This is a genomic window from Companilactobacillus futsaii JCM 17355, from assembly GCF_001435505.1.
Lineage (GTDB): Bacteria > Bacillota > Bacilli > Lactobacillales > Lactobacillaceae > Companilactobacillus > Companilactobacillus futsaii.
Map to the genome: position 1 here is coordinate 1 of NZ_AZDO01000009.1, position 21,988 is coordinate 21,988.

At 35.5% G+C, this 21,988-nt stretch carries 21 protein-coding genes; 9 read left to right on the forward strand and 12 right to left on the reverse strand.

Going from position 1 to position 21,988, the window contains the following annotated elements; all coding sequences use genetic code 11:
• Positions 1-75 precede the first annotated feature (75 nt).
• The gene (locus FC88_RS01020) at positions 76-645 is read left to right on the forward strand and encodes a histidine phosphatase family protein (protein WP_057811959.1); all 570 of its coding nucleotides are present in this window, start codon (positions 76-78) and stop codon (positions 643-645) included.
• Positions 646-647: 2 nt separating this feature from the next.
• Complete coding sequence (locus tag FC88_RS01025) at positions 648-1,235, forward strand: histidine phosphatase family protein (protein WP_057811960.1); 588 nt, start codon at positions 648-650, stop codon at positions 1,233-1,235.
• A gap of 50 nt (positions 1,236-1,285) precedes the next feature.
• Here the strand turns inward: FC88_RS01025 and FC88_RS01030 are convergent, their stop codons facing one another.
• From FC88_RS01030 to FC88_RS01055, 6 genes are all read right to left on the reverse strand, one after another.
• Positions 1,286-2,041, reverse strand: a complete 756-nt coding sequence (locus FC88_RS01030) for an amino acid ABC transporter ATP-binding protein (RefSeq protein ID WP_057811961.1) — start codon at positions 2,039-2,041, stop codon at positions 1,286-1,288.
• A complete protein-coding gene (locus FC88_RS01035; RefSeq protein WP_057811962.1) occupies positions 2,041-2,736 on the reverse strand; it encodes an amino acid ABC transporter permease in 696 nt (231 codons plus the stop codon). Before FC88_RS01035 ends, FC88_RS01030 begins: the two co-directional genes overlap by 1 nt.
• Before the next feature lie 28 nt (positions 2,737-2,764).
• Entirely contained in the window at positions 2,765-3,547 is a 783-nt protein-coding gene (locus tag FC88_RS01040; RefSeq protein WP_057811963.1) for a transporter substrate-binding domain-containing protein, read from the reverse strand.
• Positions 3,548-3,629: 82 nt separating this feature from the next.
• Positions 3,630-4,553, reverse strand: a complete 924-nt coding sequence (gene cysK, locus FC88_RS01045; RefSeq protein WP_057811964.1) for a cysteine synthase A — start codon at positions 4,551-4,553, stop codon at positions 3,630-3,632.
• 13 nt (positions 4,554-4,566) lie between these two features.
• A complete protein-coding gene (locus FC88_RS01050; RefSeq protein WP_057811965.1) occupies positions 4,567-5,361 on the reverse strand; it encodes a homoserine O-acetyltransferase/O-succinyltransferase family protein in 795 nt (264 codons plus the stop codon).
• 252 nt (positions 5,362-5,613) lie between these two features.
• Positions 5,614-6,075: a hypothetical protein gene (locus FC88_RS01055; protein WP_057811966.1), complete on the reverse strand. Its 462-nt coding sequence runs from the start codon at positions 6,073-6,075 to the stop codon at positions 5,614-5,616.
• 129 nt (positions 6,076-6,204) lie between these two features.
• Between FC88_RS01055 and FC88_RS01060 the strand changes: the two genes are divergently transcribed.
• From FC88_RS01060 to brnQ, 5 genes are all read left to right on the forward strand, one after another.
• The gene (locus FC88_RS01060; protein WP_057811967.1) at positions 6,205-7,560 is read left to right on the forward strand and encodes a hemolysin family protein; all 1,356 of its coding nucleotides are present in this window, start codon (positions 6,205-6,207) and stop codon (positions 7,558-7,560) included.
• 74 nt (positions 7,561-7,634) lie between these two features.
• Entirely contained in the window at positions 7,635-9,212 is a 1,578-nt protein-coding gene (locus FC88_RS01065) for a peptide chain release factor 3 (protein WP_057811968.1), read from the forward strand.
• 408 nt (positions 9,213-9,620) lie between these two features.
• The gene (locus tag FC88_RS13300; RefSeq protein ID WP_057811969.1) at positions 9,621-10,625 is read left to right on the forward strand and encodes a glycoside hydrolase family 73 protein; all 1,005 of its coding nucleotides are present in this window, start codon (positions 9,621-9,623) and stop codon (positions 10,623-10,625) included.
• Positions 10,626-10,808: 183 nt separating this feature from the next.
• Positions 10,809-13,322 (forward strand): hypothetical protein, encoded by a 2,514-nt coding sequence (locus tag FC88_RS01075; protein ID WP_057811970.1) that lies wholly within the window; start codon positions 10,809-10,811, stop codon positions 13,320-13,322.
• A gap of 101 nt (positions 13,323-13,423) precedes the next feature.
• Positions 13,424-14,758 carry a branched-chain amino acid transport system II carrier protein gene (gene brnQ, locus FC88_RS01080; RefSeq protein WP_057811971.1) on the forward strand — a complete coding sequence of 445 codons (1,335 nt, stop codon included), beginning with the start codon at positions 13,424-13,426 and terminating at the stop codon, positions 14,756-14,758.
• Between the two features lie 412 nt (positions 14,759-15,170).
• Here brnQ and FC88_RS01085 read toward each other — a convergent pair whose 3' ends face one another.
• The 4 genes from FC88_RS01085 to FC88_RS01100 form a co-directional block, all read right to left on the reverse strand.
• Positions 15,171-15,911: an SDR family oxidoreductase gene (locus FC88_RS01085; RefSeq protein ID WP_149029812.1), complete on the reverse strand. Its 741-nt coding sequence runs from the start codon at positions 15,909-15,911 to the stop codon at positions 15,171-15,173.
• 11 nt (positions 15,912-15,922) lie between these two features.
• Positions 15,923-16,402, reverse strand: coding sequence for a cyclophilin-like fold protein (locus FC88_RS01090; protein ID WP_083484526.1), 480 nt, complete (start codon positions 16,400-16,402; stop codon positions 15,923-15,925).
• Positions 16,395-17,342: an alpha/beta hydrolase gene (locus FC88_RS01095; RefSeq protein ID WP_057811972.1), complete on the reverse strand. Its 948-nt coding sequence runs from the start codon at positions 17,340-17,342 to the stop codon at positions 16,395-16,397. The genes FC88_RS01090 and FC88_RS01095 overlap by 8 nt, the downstream gene beginning before the upstream one ends.
• Positions 17,343-17,449: 107 nt before the next feature.
• Complete coding sequence (locus tag FC88_RS01100) at positions 17,450-18,316, reverse strand: LysR family transcriptional regulator (protein ID WP_057811973.1); 867 nt, start codon at positions 18,314-18,316, stop codon at positions 17,450-17,452.
• Positions 18,317-18,644: 328 nt separating this feature from the next.
• Here FC88_RS01100 and FC88_RS01105 point away from each other — a divergent pair, with 328 nt between their 5' ends.
• Both FC88_RS01105 and FC88_RS13305 read left to right on the forward strand, forming a co-directional pair.
• Complete coding sequence (locus tag FC88_RS01105) at positions 18,645-19,379, forward strand: dihydrofolate reductase family protein (protein ID WP_057811974.1); 735 nt, start codon at positions 18,645-18,647, stop codon at positions 19,377-19,379.
• 122 nt (positions 19,380-19,501) lie between these two features.
• Positions 19,502-20,848, forward strand: coding sequence for a C40 family peptidase (locus tag FC88_RS13305; protein ID WP_057811975.1), 1,347 nt, complete (start codon positions 19,502-19,504; stop codon positions 20,846-20,848).
• Positions 20,849-20,901: 53 nt separating this feature from the next.
• Here FC88_RS13305 and FC88_RS01115 read toward each other — a convergent pair whose 3' ends face one another.
• Positions 20,902-21,213 (reverse strand): SLAP domain-containing protein, encoded by a 312-nt coding sequence (locus FC88_RS01115; protein WP_057811976.1) that lies wholly within the window; start codon positions 21,211-21,213, stop codon positions 20,902-20,904.
• 116 nt (positions 21,214-21,329) lie between these two features.
• A complete protein-coding gene (locus tag FC88_RS01120) occupies positions 21,330-21,764 on the reverse strand; it encodes a hypothetical protein (RefSeq protein WP_057811977.1) in 435 nt (144 codons plus the stop codon).
• Positions 21,765-21,988: the final 224 nt, after the last annotated feature.

Here is a 21,988-nt window from a genome sequence, read left to right on the forward strand (position 1 = left end):
ACATCAATCGCTTAAGCGATTGTAAAGTCTAAGGCTTTTTTTATGAATTATTCAGGTTAGATAGTGAGTAAGATAATGACTAAAACACTTTATTTGATGCGCCATGGACAAACCTTATTTAATAAATTGCATAAAATTCAAGGAGCCTGTGATTCTCCTTTGACACAACAAGGAATAGATGATGCCAAAAAAGTTGGACAAATGTTTAAAGACAAAGGCATTATTTTTGATCATGCATATTCTTCAACTCAAGAACGTGCTAGTGATACTTTGGAATTGATTACCAATCAACCATATCAACGCATAAAGGGTCTTAAAGAATGGGATTTTGGTGTTTTTGAGGGCGAGAGTGAAAGATTGAATCCTAAGCCAGATCCAAAAATTGGTTCATATGGAGATTTCTTCGTCCAATATGGTGGCGAATCGGTTGATGACGTTCAACAACGTGTAAATCAAACTTTGACTGAAATTATGGAGCAACCTGATGTCAATAATGTTTTAGCCGTTAGTCATGGTGGTGTGATTCATTCATTTGTCTTGAAGTGGGCCAGAGACCATACGATTCATATCCCCAATTGTTCAGCTATGAAATTTTCTTATGACAAAGGTGTCTTCAAGTATGAAGAAACGGTTGAAGCTGATTAAAAATGACAAAGACACTCTATTTAATGCGTCATGGTCAAACACTTTTTAATGTTTTACACAAGAACCAGGGAGTTTGCGATTCACCTTTGACAAAACAAGGGATTGCTGATGCTAAGAAAGTTCATAAATACTTTCACCAAAACAATATTAAATTTGATTATGCTTATACTTCCACTCAAGAACGAGCAGTTGATACTTTAGAATTAGTTACTGACCAACCATATCAACGCTTGAAAGGCTTAAAAGAATGGAATTTTGGTCTTTTAGAAGGAGAAAATCGACGTTTAAATCCACCTTTTAATCCCAAAATCGGCTCTGTCGGGGATGGTTATGTGCAGTATGGTGGCGATTCAGCTGATGTAGTTCAAGACCGAATGGTAAGGACGTTAACAAAAATTATGATTCAAAAAAATCATCATCGTGTTTTAGTAGTAGGTCATGGAGCCTCAACTTATTTATTTTTGAAGAACTGGGTACCGTTAGACGAGCTGCTAAATCATATTGAGATGCGGAATTGTGCAATTTTGAAGTTTTCGTTTGATGATGAGACGAAGAAATTTACTTATTTGAAAACAATCAATGTAAACTAAAAAATCCGTACCAACTAAAAATAGTTGATACGGATTTTTTTTTTGAGGTTTTATTTTGTGGTTTTTTCGTCATTAAAAGTAATACCGGATAGGAAATCTTTAATTCTAGTTGTAGGGTGGTTAAAGAACTTATCAGGAGTGTCATCAAAGAGGATGTCGCCATCTTCAACAAAGACAATCTTGTCCGCAACTGAACGAGCGAATTCCATATTGTGGGTCACAATAATCATCGATTGTCCCATTTTACTTAATTCTTCAAGAATCAAAAGAACTTGTGTCTCTAGTTCTGGATCCAAAGCACTAGTTGGTTCATCCAACAAGACGTATTCTGGATTCATCGCTAAAGCACGACAGATAGAGATACGTTGTTGTTGACCACCAGACAATTGACTAGGGAAACGATCAGCATATTCACCTAAACCAACTTGTTCTAGTAATTTGCGAGCTTTTTCTTCAGTTTCTTGCTTAGGTTGTTTCAAAACGGTAATTGGTGCTGTAGTGATATTTTGCAACACTGTTAAATTAGGGAAGAGGTTCCAATTTTGGAAAACCATACTAGTTTTCTTACGAATATCAAAACTGAGTTTCTTAGAAACAGGTTGGGAATAATCTAGTTTGATATCACCAAAATCTAGGATTCCACTTTCTGGACGAACGAGTAAATCAAGTGAACGTAATAAAGTTGATTTACCTGAGCCAGAAGGTCCTAAGATAACTGTAGTTTTACCAGATGGAAAGTCGACGCTCAAATCCTTTAAAACTTCTTTGCCATCATATTTTTTTACGATATTTTTAACGGAAATCATTAAGCTTCACTCCCCTTAACATATTTTGAAGTTCTGCGTTCGAGATAATGTTGTAAGAAAGTAAGCAAAGTACAGATTACAGCATAAAGAGCAGCAGCCAAGGTGTACATTAATAATGGTTGATAGTTTTTAGCAGTGATTTGTTGACTGACTTGGAACATTTCCAAAATCGTGATTGAACTGGCCAAAGACGTATCCTTTACCAAACTAATGAATGAATTGGAAAGTGGTGGCAAAGCAATTCTGACAGCTTGAGGCAATACGATTTTCATCAAGGTTTGCTTAGTTGTGAAATTCAGCGTGAAAGCAGCATCCCATTGATCTTGGGGAACTGATAACAAGGCTGAACGAATCGTTTCTGAAGCATAAGCACCAGTGTTCATTGAGAAACCAATTACCGCTGCAATAAATGGTGATAATTGAATTCCGGCACTAGGTAGACCGAAGAAAATGATGAACAATTGAACTAGTAATGGCGTTGAACGAAAGACCCAAACGTAGAAATTAGCAATAGCTCTTAGAACTAGCCAAGGGTATTTGATCAACTTGTTTTCACTAGGTTGGATGAATTTAATCAAAGCTGTTAAAACGGCTAAGATCAATCCGAAGAAAAATGAAACTAGAGCTAACGGAATGGTGTACTGCAACATCGCAGTGAGCATTTCCGGTAATGACGTAATGATAATGTGCCACATGAAATAAAAATCCTCCTGGGTTTAATGGTTATTTTTTAGTGATATCTTCACCAAAGTACTTGATAGAAAGCTTCTTCATAGTTCCATCTTTGTAAAGTTCTTTAGTAGCTTTAGTTACGTCTTTACTTAACTTGGTTGACTTTTTATTGAAGATTGGAGCAATTTTTGAAGATTTGAGCTTGCTTTCTGGAATAGTGATGTACTTAAGGTCAGTATTCTTGTGATCTTTCTTCCATGTTAAGAAGGCTTCTTTGGAATTAAAGGCACCTTTGACACGTCCTTGATCGATCATTGACATTGAAGTTTGGAAATCACTCGAAGGAACTATGTCAGCACCGAATTTCTTGGCGTTGTTGTAGTTATCTGTACCAGTACCAGCAGCAATCTTTTGACCCTTGATATCGTCAACAGAGTTGATACCTGAACCGTTTTTAGTAATAACAACGGATTTTGAGTAGACGTAAGGCATTGAGAAAAGATATTGTTTCTTACGTGAAGCATTTTCAGCCACATTATTGATAACGACATCGAAAGTATTAGAATTCAAACCAGCAATCAATGAATCCCATTTTGTTGGAACAAACTTAGCTTTGAGACCGAGTTTTTTGGCAATAGCTTTACCATAGTCAACTTCAAACCCCTTTAATTTTCCATCTTCACGGTATGAGTAAGGAGCATAAGTTCCTTCCAAACCAATTGTTAGTGTACCTTTAGTCTTAGTGTCACTAGCATTCTTGTTACTTGAGCAACCTGTCAAAACTAAGATCAAGGCCACAAGTGTAGTTAATATTAAAGCAATACGCTTTTTCATTTTTAGAAATCCCCCTATATATAGAAAATCATCATTTACTATTCTCGCATAAATTAAGGCTTGTTAAAAAGATTATGTCTTGCTAAAACTTAAATAAATCAGTTGAAAGATATCTTTCACCATTATCAGGAGCGACGGTTACGACCGTTTTGCCTTTACCAAGCTTCTTAGCAATTTCAATAGCACCAAAGATATTAGCACCAGCTGAAATTCCTGGTAGGAAACCTTCTTTGTGACTAACTTCTTGAGCCATCTTGATAGCTTGATCACTAGTTACTTCAATGATATTTGAATATGAATTCTTATCCAAAGTATCAGGAATGAATCCAGCACTGATACCTTGAATCTTATGAGCACCAGTTTTTCCTTCTTTTAATAGAGGAGATTCAGCGGCTTCTAAGGCATAAACTTGTATATCGGGATATGCCTTAGTCAAAGCGTGGCTAACACCTGAGAGAGTGCCACCAGTACCAACACCGGCGACAAAACCATCGACTAGAGTGTCACCGAAAGCCTCAATGATTTCTTTTCCAGTTGTAGCCTCGTGGATGGCAGGATTAGCGGGGTTTTGGAATTGCATTGGCATGAAATAACCATTTTCGTTGGCTAAGTCAGTGGCTTTTTTAATAGCTCCACCCATACCTTTTGAACCGGGTGTCAAAATCAATTCAGTACCATAGCCTTGCATCAATTTACGACGTTCAATACTCATAGTTTCAGGCATGGTAATAATCAAGTGATAGCCTTTAGCAGCAGCAACGAGTGACAAGCCGATTCCAGTATTGCCAGATGTAGGTTCAACTAAAGTATCACCAGGTTTGATCTTGCCAGCTTTTTCAGCAGCTTCAATCATTGAAAGGGCGATTCTGTCTTTAATTGAGCTACCAGGATTGAAGAATTCTAACTTAACATAAACATCAGCGGCATCTTCTGGGACGACTTTGTTGAGTTTTACGATAGGTGTGTTTCCAATAAGTTCAGTAATATTTTGTGCAATTTTTGTCATAATGATTCTCTCCTTAGCAAGTAGTTAATTTATGTTCTTTGACTGTTTGTAGCCAATTATTGTAAAAATTCTGTTGAGTTTGTTTCCAAGAAAATACTGGCTGATGATCTAGTGGTGAATAATAACCCGTAGCGGGCATGGGATGTTTAATCTTAGGACTTTCTTGTTCACGTTTTAATTCATCATCTAGTCCATCTTTTTGGTATTCCAAATGTGAGAAAATAAACGTCTGATGTTTTTTAATTGATTCAACCAAAGTCAACAAACCATTTTCACTGACAGCATCAATCACTAGATCAGGGTTTTCCATCAGTTGCTGGTGATCCATTTCAGCATTACGAGCATGTGGTGCTGGAAAATTATCACTGATATTATTGAGCAGTGGAGTGTCAATTAAAATTTGATTTTGGAAAACTCCAAAGGTTTTATGCGGTAAAACTTTTTTATCAATGTCATATAGTTTATTCAAGGCGGCCATGGCGCCCCAACAGACATAGAGCTGAGGAATATTTAATTGATCAAGTAAATCGATTAAATCATTGATTTCATCAAAGTACGAAACTTGAGGAAAATCTAATTTCTCAACTGGACTGCCGGTAATGATAAAACCGTCTAGGTCTTTGATTTCATCTAAATCTAATGGTTGCATATTGTCAGTGATTCTTGAATCAAGCCGACGGTCAACGTAGCGTGTGGCTGAATAATAAAATTTTGTTTCAACTTTATCACCTAGGGCTATTTGAAAATTACGCATAGTTTCAAGCTTGTTTTGCATTAAATTAAGAATTCCAATTTTGATAGGTTCCACAAGTAACTCCTTCCTAAGTAGAAAAACAAAAAAAGCGAAGCTGACTAATGTCAACTTCGCTTGATAGTTTTAGTTTGCACTACTTGATTATCAATTGAGTGGTATTAGACATGCTGAAAAAGTATAGTAATGTTCGTTCATTACTACACAACAACATGATTCAACTTGTTTTTGATTAAAATTCAACATGTCTAATTCCTCCTGCAATTAAGATGACTCAAATTTACAATTAAAAAATTGATAAGTCAAGGATTATTTCTTTTTCTCTGAGTAAATCGAAAGTGATTCAAATTCAAGATAAGATGCCAAAGTAAGTGATACGACTAGGATTAGGACCAACCAGCCGAGTGTTCGACCAAGGATTAAAGTTAATGGTAAAAATGTTGCTACCAAGTAGATACTGAGAACCGATAAACAAAAATCAACAGCTAAATTAGCACCGATAACTAATTTACTTCTTTCCAAAATGAAGAAGAAAAGCAATTCTTTTAATATTTTGCGAGTTGAACTGCGATACATAATCAAAACGGGACGTTGGGCAATAACTTTGACCGCAAACATACCAAAGGCACCGACAATTCCGCCAACGATAATTCTCCAAGTTAAAGCGTGTAAAACTAATGAATTATAAGAAACGCCAATAATCGACAAACAAAGAATGTAAGGGATTATAAAGAAAAATAAGTAGATTACCGCAATTTTTTTATTAGACATTTTAGAAAACTCCCTATATACTGATAGTCCTATTTTATCATTAAAAAGGCTTATTGTTGAATACAATAACACCTGTTATAATTGTTTTGTTTATATTTAAGTTTACATATGAAAGAGAGTGCGAGTTAAATGAGTGGTGACTCTTCTGGAGCGTCGCTTTCTGGGCAGCTGATTTTAATAATAGTTTTAACGTTATTAAATGCTTTTTTTGCAGCAGGCGAGATGGCAATCGTATCCGTGAATAAAACATCCGTTGAGGGAAAAGTAAAAGATGGCAGTAAAAAAGCCAAGAAAATTTTACATATGATCAATGAACCAAATAAATTTTTGTCAACGATCCAAGTGGCGATTACATTAGCTGGGTTCTTATCATCAGCCAGTGCAGCAACTACTTTGAGTACTAGAATGGAAATCTTGATTGGGGACTTCCCAGGGAGTAAAGAAATCTCTGTTATCGTTATAACGATTATCCTATCATTTATCACGTTAGTTTTAGGAGAATTGTATCCCAAACGTATAGCGTTACAACGACCTTATCAAGTTGCTAGTTTTACCCAACCAATGATTAGTTTCTTCGGCTTGATTTTGAAACCGTTTGTTTGGTTGTTGGAGGCAACGATTAATCTGTTGATTAAAATCACACCGATTGATTTTGATCAAGGGGATGAACCAATTACTCGAAATGAAATGATTGCGACCTTGAGAAAGTCTCGTAATAGTGGAACGATTAATTCTGATGAATATCAAATGTTACAAGGAATTATTCGCTTTGGAGATAAGACAGCTCGAGAGATCATGGTGCCAAGAACGGATACTTTCATGATCGATATCAATGATTCGGTCAGTGAAAATATCGATGCCATTTTGAATCAACCTTATTCTCGAATTCCGGTCTATGGTGGCGATAAGGATAATATCATTGGAATTATTCATATCAAGGACTTATTAAAGAAGTCGCGTGAAGTTGGTTTTGATAAAATCAATTTGAAGTCAATTATGACCGAGCCATTGTTTGTTCCAGAAGCTACTAATATTGATACATTATTGTTGAAAATGCGTAGTACGCAAACACAAATTTCAATGGTCGTTGATGAGTACGGAGGGATCGTCGGTTTAGCAACGATTGAAGATATTCTAGAAGAAATTGTTGGTGAAATCGATGATGAATACGATCCAGTAACTAAAAATTTCCAAAGATTAGGAGCTAATAAGTTTTCTGTCGTTGGTTTGATGACAATTGAAGATTTTGATGAGCTTTTTGAAGAAGAAGTTCAAGTTGACGATGTCGATACTATTGCTGGGTATTTGATTATGAAGATTGGAGAAATCCCTGACGCTAAGCATCCTGAATCATATACCTTAGGTGATGGAGTTACGATTACCTCTGGAGAATTGAATGGTTCTCGAATTGAAAATGTTATCGTGACAGTTCCAGATGATAAAATAAAGAATGTAACTACTAATATGTATAAAGAGAAATACTAGTGTATTTCTTTTTTTTCGAGGAATTATATATAGGAAGGAAATGCGTAGAAATTTACTTTTTACGCTCTTAAAAAATGGATCAAAAACAATTAGAACAAGAAGTTAATAAACGTAGAACTTTTGCTATCATCTCTCACCCGGATGCTGGTAAGACTACTATTACTGAACAAATGTTGTATTTTGGTGGGGTTATTCGTTCTGCCGGTACAGTTAAAGCTAAGAAATCTGGACAATTTGCAACTAGTGACTGGATGGAGATCGAAAAAAAACGTGGTATCTCTGTTACTAGTTCTGTTATGCAATTTCATTACCATGACAAGGATATCAATATTTTGGATACCCCAGGACACGAAGACTTTTCTGAAGATACTTATCGTACTTTGATGGCGGTCGACGCGGCTGTCATGGTTATCGATTCTGCTAAGGGTATCGAGCCTCAAACTAAGAAGTTATTCAAGGTTGTTAAAAAGCGCGGTATTCCAATTTTTACTTTTATGAATAAGTTGGACCGTGATGGTCGTGACCCACTAGACTTGATTGCTGAACTTGAAGAATTACTAAATATCGAAGGTTGTGCAATGAACTGGCCAATCGGTATGGGTAAGGAATTAAAAGGTTTGATCGATATTCGCAACAATCGTTTGGAACTTTACCGAAAAGATGGCGATGATCGTTTCTTACCGATGAATGATGAAGGTCAATTAGTCGAACACAATCCAATCGAGGAAGAGGGCGTTTACGAACAAGCTCAAGGTGAAGTTGACCTGATCAAAGAAGCCGGTAATGAATTTGATCTTGAAAAGATTCAAGCTGGTAATCAAACTCCAGTCTTCTTCGGTTCTGCTTTGACAAACTTTGGAGTTGAAACATTTTTGAATACATTCTTGGATTTGGCACCAGCTCCTGCTGAACACAAGCAACAAGACAGTGAGGAAGTCGTTAAACCTGATGACCCAGAATTTTCTGGTTTCGTCTTTAAGATTCAAGCTAATATGAATCCCAATCACCGTGATAGAATCGCCTTTGTCAGAATTTGTTCAGGTGAATTTGTTCGTGGAATGGATGTTAAGCTACAAAGAACTGGCAAGGTCATGCGTTTGAACAATGCGACTGAATTCATGTCTGATCAAAGAGAAACTGTTAAGACAGCTGTGGCCGGCGATATCGTAGGTCTTTATGATACTGGTAACTTCAAAATTGGCGACACGATCTATACAGGTAAAAAAGCTGTTCAATTTGAAGATTTGCCACAATTTACACCGGAAATGTTTATGGAAGTTCAAGCTAAAAATGTTATGAAACAAAAGTCATTCCATAAAGGTATGCAACAGTTAGTTCAAGAAGGTGCCGTTCAACTGTATAAGAAATATACTACTAACGACTATATCTTGGGTGCTGTTGGTCAACTACAATTTGAAGTCTTCCAATTTAGAATGAAGAATGAATATAATTGTGACGTTGTCATGAAACCAATCGGTTCAAGAATTGCCCGATGGATCGATCCAGAACAATTAGATCCCGCTATGTCATCAACTAGAAATATGTTAGTTAAGGATTTGGATGACAAGCCACTATTCTTATTTGAAAATAAATTTGCGGAAAATTGGTTTGCTAACAAATATCCAGATGTTAAGTTAAGTTCAAAATTATAGGAAATCGCTGAATGGCGGTTTTTTTTATTGTAAAATTTTAATGGTAGTACAAAAATTCACAAAAAAGGAGGTTGAAGAAAAGTGCTTTGTAAAGCTTGAGACTGTAGTGTTTTGAGATTTATTATCTCAAAATTTCAAATAATATAATTCTAACTACCGATTATTTTATTAATGATTATTCGTAATATTCTTGTAATTATTCGGGGATTTTTAGCAATATTTCAGTACTTTTCCTTGATTAGGTATAGAAAATCTTTAGATTCTTAAGAAATTCTTAAAGTCAAGCGACAAAAAATTACAATTTATTTTCGAATGTTTAATTCTTGTTACAAATCTCGAGTTTTATTGAAAGTGCTTTTTTTAAATAGTAGTCTATAACTAGATTATTTATTAAGGGGTAACCAATCTATGTCTAAAAAAAATCTACTTACAAGTGCTTTAGTACTTGGTACATTAGCTGCAACCGCTACACCTTCCGTAGTGTCAGCTGCAACAACTGAGGATGCAAGTCAAGCCGCATCACAAGCAGGTACCGAACAAGTAAATAATAAATCAGAAGATAATAAAACTAATATCATTGCCGGATCAAATGAAAAGAAAGCTGATACAACTGTTGCTAATTCTGCAACTGTTCAAGCAGCCAGTGAATCTGTAGCCAATGCTTCAAAAACTACAGCAATTATTCAAGCTGCTTCAGGTGTAACACAAGCACAACAACAAGCTTTCTTAAATACTGCTGTGCCAATGGCTCAAAAAGCAGCTTCACAATATGGGGTTTATACTTCAGTTATGTTGGCTCAAGCTATTCTTGAAAGTGCATGGGGTACTTCAACTTTAGCTACACAAGGTCACAACCTTTTTGGTATTAAGGGTGACTACAATGGCGCCTATGTAACAATGCCAACATCAGAATGGAGTGCTTCTCAAGGTTGGTATACAATCAATGCTAACTTCAGAAAGTACCCAAGTTATTACGAATCATTTGCTGACAATGGTAACAAGCTTCGTAACGGTGTTTCATGGAATTCAAGTTATTACAGCGGTACTTGGAAAGAAAACACTAGTTCATATAAGGATGCTACTGCTTGGCTACAAGGTAGATATGCAACAGCTCCAAACTATGCTTCATCATTGAACAACTTGATTCAAACTTACAATTTGACTCAATATGATGGTAATGCTGAAACAAATGGTGGCTCACAAACTAACAGCAATACTATTAGTGTAAACAATACTAATGGTAGTTATGTACCATTAGTAGCTTTCAACAGTGATGGCTCTGCTAAGAAGATCACTAATCGTGCTTTGGCAAATAACACACCTTGGTACACTGACCAAACTAAGTCATACAATGGTCACACATACTACCGTGTTGCTACTAACGAATGGGTTGAAGATACATACTTAGCTTAATTTGATTTTATTTAAGACATTCCTTCAATTAGGGATGTCTTTTTTGATATCAAATTATTAATATATTTTATAATAAATTATGGATATTAATTGGTAAGGCTTACATGTATAATAAATATAAATAATATTGGGATTATTTTAAACAAAAACGTAATTCTTAAATAGGAGAAGGGGGAATTGCGTATGCAAAATAAATTACTAAAAATTATTAATATATTTATTGCTTTTACAATTTGTTTAAGTCTATTGCCAATAAATATGGCCCAAGCGGCTGCCACACCGCCCACCACATCTGAGGTATATCAAACTACACCTCCAGGAATTGCAATGAAGGATTTTGTATCAAAGGCCGATACTTATAAAGATGGAACGGTTAATAACGCTAAACTTTTTGAGGCCGGTAACACTACTTATGATAATTCGACTGATATTTATCAATTATTAAGCAGTGATGGTGGTCAAGAGCAGACTAGTTCTTTCTGGGGTAAATTATCTGGTGATAATGGTGGTAGTTCTAGCGTTAATAATTATTTTGATCTCAGTAAGCCTCAAGTTATATCTGCTTGGCTGTATATGGGTGATAAAAGCGCTTATTCAGGATCCAGTGACGATACAGCTAAGAATCTTCCCGATGGTTTAGCATTCGTCTTGCAGGATGATACTAGAGGAACTCAGGCGATTGCGACCTCAGCTAATGAAGGTAAGACTGCTTTTGGTGAGGGTTTAGGCGTTTGGGGTGTTGCAAGTTCTAGTGATAATACGTTAAGCAATTTTATTGATCCAAGTCTTGGTGCAATTCAAAACAGTTGGGCCTTAGAATTTGATACTTTGCAAAATTCTAGTCCGGCGGTTTCTGGTAGTAACTATGATGATTATTTTGATGGTTTGACTTACAGCGGGGTAAAGATTGCAAAGGGCCAACATATGGCTTGGGATTATCCAGCTAATGTCGGTATCAATCAAAATAATACCGATGCGAATATGGGGAGTAATCCTAATGATAGTGCCAATACTTATTATGGAAAAAATAATAGCTGGTTTTCCTTATTTCAAGGATATAAGAATCACTATTATTACGGTTTAAATCACCGCGACGTAATTCATAGTATGTACTTAACCGGGTATACGAGTGATTCAGCAACGAATGTATATAATTCATGGCATCATTTCAAACTTAGTTACACGCCACCTGCAGCTGGATCAACTTTGGCCAAAATGTCGTATATTTTTAATGATAAAGCATACGATGGCACCTTAAAAAGCTACCTTGATTATGATAAAAAGACTAATGTGACAGTTGATATCAGCAAATTTATGCGGAACGGAAATACCAAAGTTCGCTGGGGATTCACAGCTTCTACAGGGTCGCAGAATTCTTCACCTTCAACGTTTGCGATTATCATGCAACAAATGCCAAACGTTGCTAATATCGAAACTACCACTAAACTTTATGATTTGTCGCAGTATGGTACTGATGGTAATTTAGGACGTGAAATTAAAGATTTGGATAAACGTCCAGTTTCTATTACAGCAGCCACCAAGGATCCAGATTATAACGTGGCCAATGGAGACAAATTACGTTTAAATTATAATTTGAATTACATTTCAGGTTTTGAAGGAACGGGAAGTGATATCACAACGAAGATTACTTTGCCATCAAACGTTGATTTTAGTCCGGATGAAGATAACAACATCGGACAGATAATTTATTCTGGCTTTTCCGATGAATCAAAAAATAGAACTGTTCCAATTTCAGTAGCCAGTTTGACAAGCGATAATAAGGTGACATTAAGTTTAGATGCTTTAAACAATGAGAATGAAAATATTAAAGTTGAACTCTTCGGTACTGCTGACGCACAGACAACACCAACAACGGTCAAAGGTCAGCATGCATCATATCAAAGTTTATATTTCTTAGACGATATTATGAGTCCATCATTTATTATCAATGACCGTCTGCAATTAACGACGAATGATAATTTGGATTTAGGAACGATTCAGACCGGAAATGAATCAAATAATCAAGTTAATTTGAATTTAGCCATGAACTATCTCAATAATTCTAGTTTTGATACAAAGGGTGTTACGTTGTATACGAAAGTAGATGATAAAACAGCCACCAAAGCAACCATCTCAACAACGGATGGCAAAACTTCTTATAATATTGCTAGTGATATAGCTAATTCTACGCAGTTTAGTGCAGACTATTTGGGTACAGGTGTGCATACAATTACAGTCTATGCGATTGATAGTATGAATCGGGTCAGTCAATCAATTACTTATCAAATTAAAGTTGAAGGCAAGCAATTGAAATTAGATGTTGATCCAAATTATTCATTCAAAGACATTAATAAAGTGGCATCGGATGGATACGTTAAAAGAAAAGGACATTGGAAAGTTTCAGTAATTAGCACTGATACGCCGTGGACATTGACGGCAAATGGAACTGAATTAACTTTAGAGGATGATGCTTCTCAAGTTATTGGACCAATGTTTTATCGTAATAAGAATGACAATGATTTTTCAATGTTGAATCAAAATGTTTTGATTGCCCAAGATCCATCGTCTGACTCTAAAACAACTGATGTTAGTGGAAGCTGGGCTAATGACAAAGGTATTTTGTTGCATGATGATCAGGATAATATAGCTGGTAAATATCAAGGTCAAATTCATTGGAGCTTGGTTGATAGCGTTTAATTAAAAGTCGGGATGACTAATGTCTCGGCTTTTTCTTGTCCTAAGTCTAGGATTCGTTTATTATAAATAAATGTATTTTTAAAGTAAGAGAGTAGTTATTTATGAATGAAAAGTTAACTTGGAGAAATTTATTTTTTATCGGTTCAATGTTATTTGGATTGTTCTTTGGAGCCGGAAATTTAATTTTTCCAGTATTTTTAGGACAACAAGCGGGGAGTAATGTCTTTGGTGCGATTGTCGGATTGCTAGTAACCGGAGTGGGCCTGCCACTTTTAGGGGTAGCTAGTATGGGAATGACTGGTAGCAATAGTGTTTTTGACTTAGCGGAAAAAGTTAATCGCCCCTTTGCTTATATTTTTACGATTTTGTTGTATATGACGATGGGACCGCTGTTTGCCATCCCTCGTTTAGCAACGATTTCCTTTCAATTAGGTTTGGCACCATTTATTAGTAAAAATCATCAAAGTTTTGTCTTGTTGTTTTTTTCAGCACTATTTTTTGGTTTAACTTTTTGGTTGGCGAGAAAACCCAGTAAATTGATGACCTATGTTGGAAAATGGTTGACGCCAATATTTTTGGTTTTGTTAGGAATTTTGGTAGTAACTGCCTTTATCAGACCAATGGGAAGTTTAAATATCACACCTCAAGGCCAATACGTTGATCATGCAGTATTGAGTGGTTTTACCGAAGGCTATAATACGATGGACGCTTTAGCCTCGTTAGCGTTTGGAGTAGTAGTGATAGATACGATCAAATCGCTAGGAGTGAAACATCCCCAACAGATTGCTAAAGATACGATTAAATCTGGTTTGATCAGTGTGATTTTGATGGGAGTTATTTATGCCTTTTTAGCTTTGATAGGAACGATGAGTGTTAATAAATTTCCTTTGGCATCTAACGGTGGAGTGACCTTGGCTCAAGTATTCAATTATTATTTTGGCTCTTTTGGTAGTTTGTTATTAGCTTTAATTGCAATTGTTGCCTGTTTAAAAACTTCGATTGGTTTAACCTCAGCCTTTAGTGAAACAGCAACAGAGATGTTTCCTAAATTCAATTATCAAGCTGTATTAGCCTTTGCAATTGGTTTGTCATTTTTAGTTGCTAATATTGGTTTAACGAAGCTAATCAATTATTCAACGCCAGTTTTGATGTTTTTGTACCCGTTAGCTATTGTTTTGATTATCATTTCGGTGTTGAATCCAATTATTGGTGAGTCAAAATGGTTGTTTGGCATCACAATTTTATTTACTTTGATACCAGCTTTATTTGCTGGAATTGCCGCTTTACCTAGGGCTATGCAAAGTAATTTTATTAAACAAATTTTAGTTTGGAATCATTATTTACCATTGTCACAATTGAGCTTGGGCTGGGTAGTACCGGCTTTGTGTGGTTTGATACTTGGTTTTGTGATCAGTCGCTTTAAAAGTGAAAAATAAATAGAACAATGGAATACTTTCTTAAATTAGATCGGCGCGGAATTCCGGACTAGAAATTCTATATTTTTATGTTCAAATCTAAAGGTTTAAGGATGAATATAACTAAATAGCCCCGGCATGCTGGGGTTTTATTGTATAAAAATAGATATGAGTTTACTCATATCATTATAATTAAGGCGTCGAAACCAATTACAAAGGAGTATTCGTGGCTTCTCAAAAGTATAATATCAATTGAACTATTTATACTAATTCCTTGTTAAATTTCTAAAAATTTAATGTACAAAAATAGCATCTGTACTAGAAGATAAGTTCCAAACCTGGATTCATATTCTAGACAGATGCTATTTGCTTATATTTTTATATGTACGTTATTAATAATATCTACTAACATTTTCTAGCAATCAAAATTTGATTAGGCTAATTGTTCAATAGGACGTACATTGATTTCACTAATTGAAACATTATCGGGTGAATCAATTGCGTGTACGACTTCAACAGCAACTTGATCAGCGGAAAGTGATCTATTAACATTTTCATGCAGAGCTGCTTCTGCTGAGCGAGCTTCTGCGTCAGGAATTGTATTGAACAGTTCCGTATCAACAGTACCAGGTGTAACAATTGTCGATTTAATGTGGTTCATGGCTTCCTCTTGCCTTAAACCGTCCATGATTGCACGAATGGCAAACTTAGTACCACTATAGACTGCAAAGCCCGGAAATACTTTATGTCCAGCAGTAGAACTAGTTGTTAGTATATGTCCTGAACGTTGTTTTTCCATAGTTGGTAATACAGTGGAAATACCATTTAGAACGCCCATAACATTTATATCAAGCATACGCTGCCAGTCCTTACGGCGATTTTCAGCTAAAGGACTGTTAGGCATAATTCCTGCATTATTAAACAAAACATCGATTCTACCAAATTTATCGATTGTATCTTGAACAGCAGTTTTAAATGCTGTGTAATCTGTGACATCAAGCGACTCAATTAGTATTTCAGCCTCTGGAAATTCTTTTTGAATTTCATTCAGTCTGTCTTCACGCCGAGCAATTAAAACTAATTTGGAGCCGGCACTAGCTAGACGCTTTGCAGTTGCAGCACCGATTCCACTTGAAGCACCGGTAATCATAATAACTTTTTCATTTAATTCCACAAATTTTCCTCCTAATCTATTGAGAGTGTGACGGTAACACTTTCTGTACCAATTAATTCTTTCAATTGCTTAGCATTAATGTCATTAATTTTTCCTAGTCGGGTAAAATTCCATGAGTTAGGTGCATAATACAAAACAAATTTATTTCCTTGATACAAAATAAGATCTCCCGCTTTAGTCGTGATCGATGTATCATTACTTGGGAAATTCTCTCCCAAGTCACCAACTTTTTCCATTCTTTCAAAATCATTTAATTTAATCGTTTTAGGACCATTGGCTAGCCATTTACTTAAAGCTCGTGTCGATGAATTATCAACCATAGTTGCCGTTAATTTCTTTTGTTTAATTTCTAGATTAAGCATTCTCTTATGTGTGCGTACTTTTTGTGTAGTTATTGAGTCGGTAATTTGTTGAGAACGGATTTCAGCACTAACTACGAAAATCCCAATAACTAATAACGCTACTCCTATCCAAAGTGCTTTTTTATACATTCTTAGTTAAAAATTCAGTAATTTTATCGAATGGTATTAGGTCTACTTTGTCGTATAGATCAACGTGATTTGCACCAGGTACGATGAATAATTCTCGAGGATCCTTAGCTTGTTTGTAAACATCTTCACTGAAGTAACGTGAATGGGCATTTTCACCGGCAATTAATAGGATTGGACGAGGTGCAATATCATCAACGTGATTTAATAGTGAAAAATTCATAAAGGCAGGCATACTTGACATGGTGTGTTGTGCCAATGCATTGTGATGATATCCACGTGGCTGAAGATAAAAATCAGCAAATTCTTTAGCTACTGGAGTTGGATTTTCTTCAGTTAAAGCTGAGAGTTGCATACTACGAGATTCAAGTACTGGTCGGCCAGTTTTAAAATCTTCATAGCGTTGTTCTGCAATCTCATTTAACAATTGTTTACGTTGTTCTTCAGTTTGAGTGTCTCCAAGACCATTGCGAATGTAACGAGAAATATCATACATACTCGTAGTTACAACTGCCTTAATACGAGGATCAATTTGTGCTGCACTTAATGCAAATCCACCACTACCACAAACACCAATAGCAGCGATTTGATTTTTATTTACAAATTCACGTGTTCCGAGATAATCAACTCCGGCACTAAAATCTTCAACGTAAATTTCAGGTGATGAAACGAAACGTGGATGTCCACCACTATATCCATAAAAGGATGGATCAAAGGCCAAAGCAACGAATCCTCGTTCAGCCATTGTTTGAGCATAAATACCAGGAGCTTGTTCTTTAGTTCCACCGTAAGGGCCCCCAACAAGAATAGCGTGATGTTGTTGTGATGCATCAAATTCCTTCGGCAAATATAAATCTGCATCCAAATTAATTCCAAATCGGTTAGGATACGAAACCGTGGTTCTAGTTACTTTATCACTTAATTCAAAAATGTAATTGTCCATAATAAAATTTCAGCTTTCTTTTTCTTAGTTGCTCTCTTAAAGCATGAGTTTATTATATAGACACACTGTAGGAATGTTAAATGCTTATATCAAACTTTTAGATATTACTATTTTGTATTTCTGACATGTTCAATAAAGGCGTTCGCTGTAGATGATAGTTGCCGTTGCTTTTCCCAAACTAAAAAGCTCTTACTCTTTATCTCTTGTGCTATTGGTTTAAACACAACCCCTTCAAAATGACTATCTAGGCGCAATCCAAATGCAACACCCACACCAGTACGTGCTAGCAATGCGGCATTATAAAGTAAGTTATAAGTTGCCACTACATTACTAGAACTGTAAAAATCACCTAACCAATTGATGACACTATTACGAACCATAAGTTGGTTCATCATGATGAGAGGTACATTCTCTAGATCCTTAGCATGGATCTCAGCCAAATTAGCAAGTGGAGAATCTTCGGCAATTAATACTCCAATTTTCTCCTGTTCATTCAGTTCAAGTGAATTGTAATCTCCTAGGTCCGTTGGATTCATCAGTAGGCCAACGTCTAATAAACCTTGATGCAATCGATCCTTAATTTCACTTGCAGCTCCAGTATGCATATGAAAACTAACTTCTGGATAGAGATGTCGAAATTCCGACATACTAGTTACTAGTTGATTCATGCTTTTTAATTCACCACATCCTAAACGGATTTCACCAGAAATAAACTGATCATTTCTAGAAATCTCAAGTTCAGTTTTTTCAACTAATCCTAAAATATCGGCGGCACGATGCCGTAACAGTCGACCATCGTTTGTTAATGTTATACCATGTTGACCTCGGGCAAATAATTTAGTACCCAATTCATCTTCCAGTTGCTTAATCTGTCGTGATAACGTTGGCTGGGTGACATGTAATGTCTCGGCAGCTTTAGTAATATTTGATTCGTTTGCCACGACGTAAAAATAGTTTAACGCTCTTAGTTCCATCAGTATTCTCCCATTTTTTTTATTATAGAAATAACTATCAATTGCTATGCCAAACAAAAAGTGATTTTCTAAAGCAAATTAGTCGTTCTAGAAAGTTACAATCGAATAGGGTATTTTTTATTTTATTTTCAAATTTTATCATTATTATATTTATCCTAAAATATCTTGTTCATATTTACATTCACTAAAATAGCGTTATACTTTTAAAATGTTAAACAGCTATATGTGAGGCTCAGAAATGCAATTTGAGTATTTCCAAATTAAATTATAGCTTAACGTCTAACGATTTTATGTTAATTATATAAATAATATGGAGGAGATCTAACGAATGATTACACGACCTTTTGTAACACTTTATATTCTCATGTCCATTGATGGTCAAATTACAGGTCCTTTTGGCAAAGCACCAGCTGCCAAAAATTCCGGAGAAGTCTTTAATGAATTGAATTTTGACGATAAAGATGGCGAAAATTTCCACTTTCAAGGATGGCTTTATGGTAGTAAAACTTCACTTTCATACTTTACTCACGAAATTTCAAGCCTGTCCGAAAACAATGTACCCGTACCTAGTGGCGATTTCTTGCCAGACCAAAATGCTAACCGATACTATATTGCCTTAGACCGTACTGGAAAATTGGGATGGGAGAGTAATTTAACGGCTTATAATGGTCATTCTGCAAATGTTCTGGAAGTTATTACTGAGCAAGTATCAAATAAGTATAAAGCCTTTTTAAGGGAAAAAAACATCCCTTACATAATCTGTGGAACTACTGAGATTGATTTAGAATTAATGTTGTCAAAACTGTATTCTAAGCTCAAGATGACGCATGTCATGCTAGGTGGTGGTGGAATCCTAAATTGGAGTTTTGTTTCTGCTGGTCTATGTGATGAGGTTAATTTTGTTATTGCCCCTGCCATTGATGGAACAACCGATAGTACTCCAGTATTTAACGGTGCCTTTAGCAAGAATCATCAACCAGTTGGATTTAAATTAAAATCAATTGAAGTTTATGAAAAAAATACTATTCTCGTTAAATATTTAGTAGTTAAAGAAAATATATAAAAAAAGCATCTATTCAGATTAGTCGCAACGAACTATGTCTGAATAGATTTTTTCGATTGTACTTGATTCAGGAAGATACTAAACTAATAGTGATTTCATAATTTGTTTTATAGGGGAAAAACATGAAGAAAAAGATTATCACAACATTCTTAATTAGTGCCAGTGTCTTAGGAGCAGTGTCTTTTACTAAGCCAGTTAAAGCTGACAGTATTAAGGGGATCGTTACAACTAAAAATATGGCACGTTTGTACAATAGTGATGGAAATTTGATCAGTAATCGTGCTTTAGCAGTTAATACGCCTTGGGTTACCGATCAAAAGGTTGATTTAAATAGTGTTGGTTCAGTCTACCGTGTTGCGACTAATGAATTTGTCAAAGCAAGTGATGTTGAATTACAACACGGACAAGCCAGTACTGGAACGGTCAAGGTTGGAAATAACGGGGCTTTAGTTTACAGCTACGACAATGGTAAATATAACGCAGCTGATAATAAATTGGCTAAAGATAGTATGTGGAAGTACAGTCGAGTTGATAATATTAATGGCAAAACATGGTATCAAATTGCTACTGACATGTGGATCAACAGCGATGATGCGGCAAAGTACAATGGTATCGAAGTTAAAAATACAGGAACAGCTACGATTGCCTATGCTCCTGACAGTGGAACTGATTTATGGCAAGGCTTTGGGAATGATAAAGTTGCTACCGGTAGAAAATTAGCCAATGGAACTAGTTGGAAGTTCTTTGACAAGGTCATTGATTTCAATGGAGATGCTTGGTATGAAATTGGTAGTGATCAATGGATTTCGGGAGCCTTTACTAAGATTCATAATGATAAATTTACTCAAGCATCAGCCCAAGTGTGGGATCCTAATTATGCTGCAGTAAAGGCAAATAAGAAAACAGCTATTTATTCAGATAGTAATTTCAATTCTACAACGAATAATAGTATTAGTGTTGGTCAAATTGAACAAGTAGTTTCAACAGTTTTAACTGGCAATACGATTTGGTATGAGAAGAGTGATGGTGGTTGGTTACCTTCAACGGCAGTTAGCGAAGTATCTGTTAAGAGAAGTCCAGTCAGTTTAAATGGTAAATCTAGAAGTGAAGTGCTGAATGAAGTTATCAATGTCGCTAAGCAACAACTAGGTAAGCCTTACGTTTGGAATGGTAAAGGCCCCAATAACTTTGATTGTTCAGGCTTGATGCAGTATGTTTTTCGTCAAGTAACTGGTCAAAACATTGGTGGGTGGACAGTTCCCCAAGAATCTGTTGGAACAAAAGTTTCACTCAATCAACTAGAACGTGGTGATTTAGTATTTTGGGGTAACGCCGGAGCTACTTATCACGTCGGTTTGTATCTTGGCAATAATCAATATCTCAATGCTTTAAAGCCTGGTACTAACGTAAAAATTGATTCAATTTCAAATAGCTTCAAGCCATCATTTGGAGTAAGAATTTTTTATTGATCAACAAAAAATAGTCCTGTTGAAAATTTCAACAGGGCTTTTTTTGAGAGATTCTATTTTTCTAGGGATACATCGCTGACTTTGACGAATTCGTTTTTAGCAACTTTGTAATACTTTTGACCTTTGATTGTAGTTTTTTCTTTAGGTGTGCAAGTCTTACCTTTAGTTAAACAACGAGATAATTTCTTGCCTTTTTCATTATATAGTTGAGCTTTGGCTACCTTAACTTTAATCTTTGAACTAGAGCTACATTTTGTGGCAGCTTGAACAACGGCTACATTAGAAACGGCCGGAATAATGGTGGTTACTGAAGCACCAGCAGATAGTAATGAAGCAAACAAAAGACTTTTTTGAATTAATTTCATGATTTTTATCTCCTTGAACTAACTTTCAGTAATAAAATGATAACGATTAATTTGTTATCAAAAATATCTTAACTCATAAATGATTCAGTAGTGATTTTGAGACATTGTCGAAATGTCTATGAAACTAGAGTGCTGTTGTTCATTTGTGAGATGTTGCCTTTAAAGTCTTTATAATAGGTTTTGTCATAGAAGGCGCTTTGATTACCAATTTTGCAAACTGTTCCTTGAGTTAAGCACTTGCCAATCTTTTCACCTTTTTTATTGTAAAGTTGAGCTTTAGGGACGTTTACTTCCAAGCGAAAATCGTTAGCTTCAATAGTTGAAACCATATCTTCATCGGTTTGATTGTCATTAGTTAAAATCTTAACGTCTTCACCTTTGACAAATTTATCTTTACCAACTTTGAAGAAGTAAGCATTAGCAGTAGTACCTTTAACGACTGTGGCAGCTTGAACAGCACCATTACCATTTGTAACAATAGGAATAGTTGTGGCACCCATTCCAACTGCAAATAATGAAGCGAACAAAAGGCTCTTTTGAACTAATTTCATAATATTTATCTCCTTTGAACTACATACAATATAAATTAATTTTCTGAAAAGATAGCTAGGCTTTTTATTAATATCCTGTTATCAAAAAATATAATAGCTTATTAACTTTCAAAAAGGTTATTTGATGTGTAGCCATTATGTATACAAAAAAAGACCTTGCAAAATCATAATTGTGAAGTGCTCTAAAATTGTTAGACATAATCTAACAACTTTGGGAGCACTTT

Bases quoted from the DNA above. Each gene is read 5' to 3' on its own strand.
- FC88_RS01100 (WP_057811973.1), bottom strand. From the start codon at position 18,316: ATGGAACTAAGAGCGTTAAACTATTTTTACGTCGTGGCAAACGAATCA.
- FC88_RS01065 (WP_057811968.1), top strand. From the start codon at position 7,635: ATGGATCAAAAACAATTAGAACAAGAAGTTAATAAACGTAGAACTTTT.
- FC88_RS01025 (WP_057811960.1), top strand. From the start codon at position 648: ATGACAAAGACACTCTATTTAATGCGTCATGGTCAAACACTTTTTAAT.
- FC88_RS01060 (WP_057811967.1), top strand. From the start codon at position 6,205: ATGAGTGGTGACTCTTCTGGAGCGTCGCTTTCTGGGCAGCTGATTTTA.
- FC88_RS01055 (WP_057811966.1), bottom strand. From the start codon at position 6,075: ATGTCTAATAAAAAAATTGCGGTAATCTACTTATTTTTCTTTATAATC.
- FC88_RS01120 (WP_057811977.1), bottom strand. From the start codon at position 21,764: ATGAAATTAGTTCAAAAGAGCCTTTTGTTCGCTTCATTATTTGCAGTT.
- brnQ (WP_057811971.1), top strand. From the start codon at position 13,424: ATGAATGAAAAGTTAACTTGGAGAAATTTATTTTTTATCGGTTCAATG.
- FC88_RS01075 (WP_057811970.1), top strand. From the start codon at position 10,809: ATGCAAAATAAATTACTAAAAATTATTAATATATTTATTGCTTTTACA.
- FC88_RS01035 (WP_057811962.1), bottom strand. From the start codon at position 2,736: ATGTGGCACATTATCATTACGTCATTACCGGAAATGCTCACTGCGATG.
- FC88_RS13305 (WP_057811975.1), top strand. From the start codon at position 19,502: ATGAAGAAAAAGATTATCACAACATTCTTAATTAGTGCCAGTGTCTTA.
- FC88_RS01020 (WP_057811959.1), top strand. From the start codon at position 76: ATGACTAAAACACTTTATTTGATGCGCCATGGACAAACCTTATTTAAT.
- FC88_RS13300 (WP_057811969.1), top strand. From the start codon at position 9,621: ATGTCTAAAAAAAATCTACTTACAAGTGCTTTAGTACTTGGTACATTA.
- FC88_RS01105 (WP_057811974.1), top strand. From the start codon at position 18,645: ATGATTACACGACCTTTTGTAACACTTTATATTCTCATGTCCATTGAT.
- FC88_RS01115 (WP_057811976.1), bottom strand. From the start codon at position 21,213: ATGAAATTAATTCAAAAAAGTCTTTTGTTTGCTTCATTACTATCTGCT.
- cysK (WP_057811964.1), bottom strand. From the start codon at position 4,553: ATGACAAAAATTGCACAAAATATTACTGAACTTATTGGAAACACACCT.
- FC88_RS01095 (WP_057811972.1), bottom strand. From the start codon at position 17,342: ATGGACAATTACATTTTTGAATTAAGTGATAAAGTAACTAGAACCACG.
- FC88_RS01090 (WP_083484526.1), bottom strand. From the start codon at position 16,402: ATGTATAAAAAAGCACTTTGGATAGGAGTAGCGTTATTAGTTATTGGG.
- FC88_RS01040 (WP_057811963.1), bottom strand. From the start codon at position 3,547: ATGAAAAAGCGTATTGCTTTAATATTAACTACACTTGTGGCCTTGATC.
- FC88_RS01030 (WP_057811961.1), bottom strand. From the start codon at position 2,041: ATGATTTCCGTTAAAAATATCGTAAAAAAATATGATGGCAAAGAAGTT.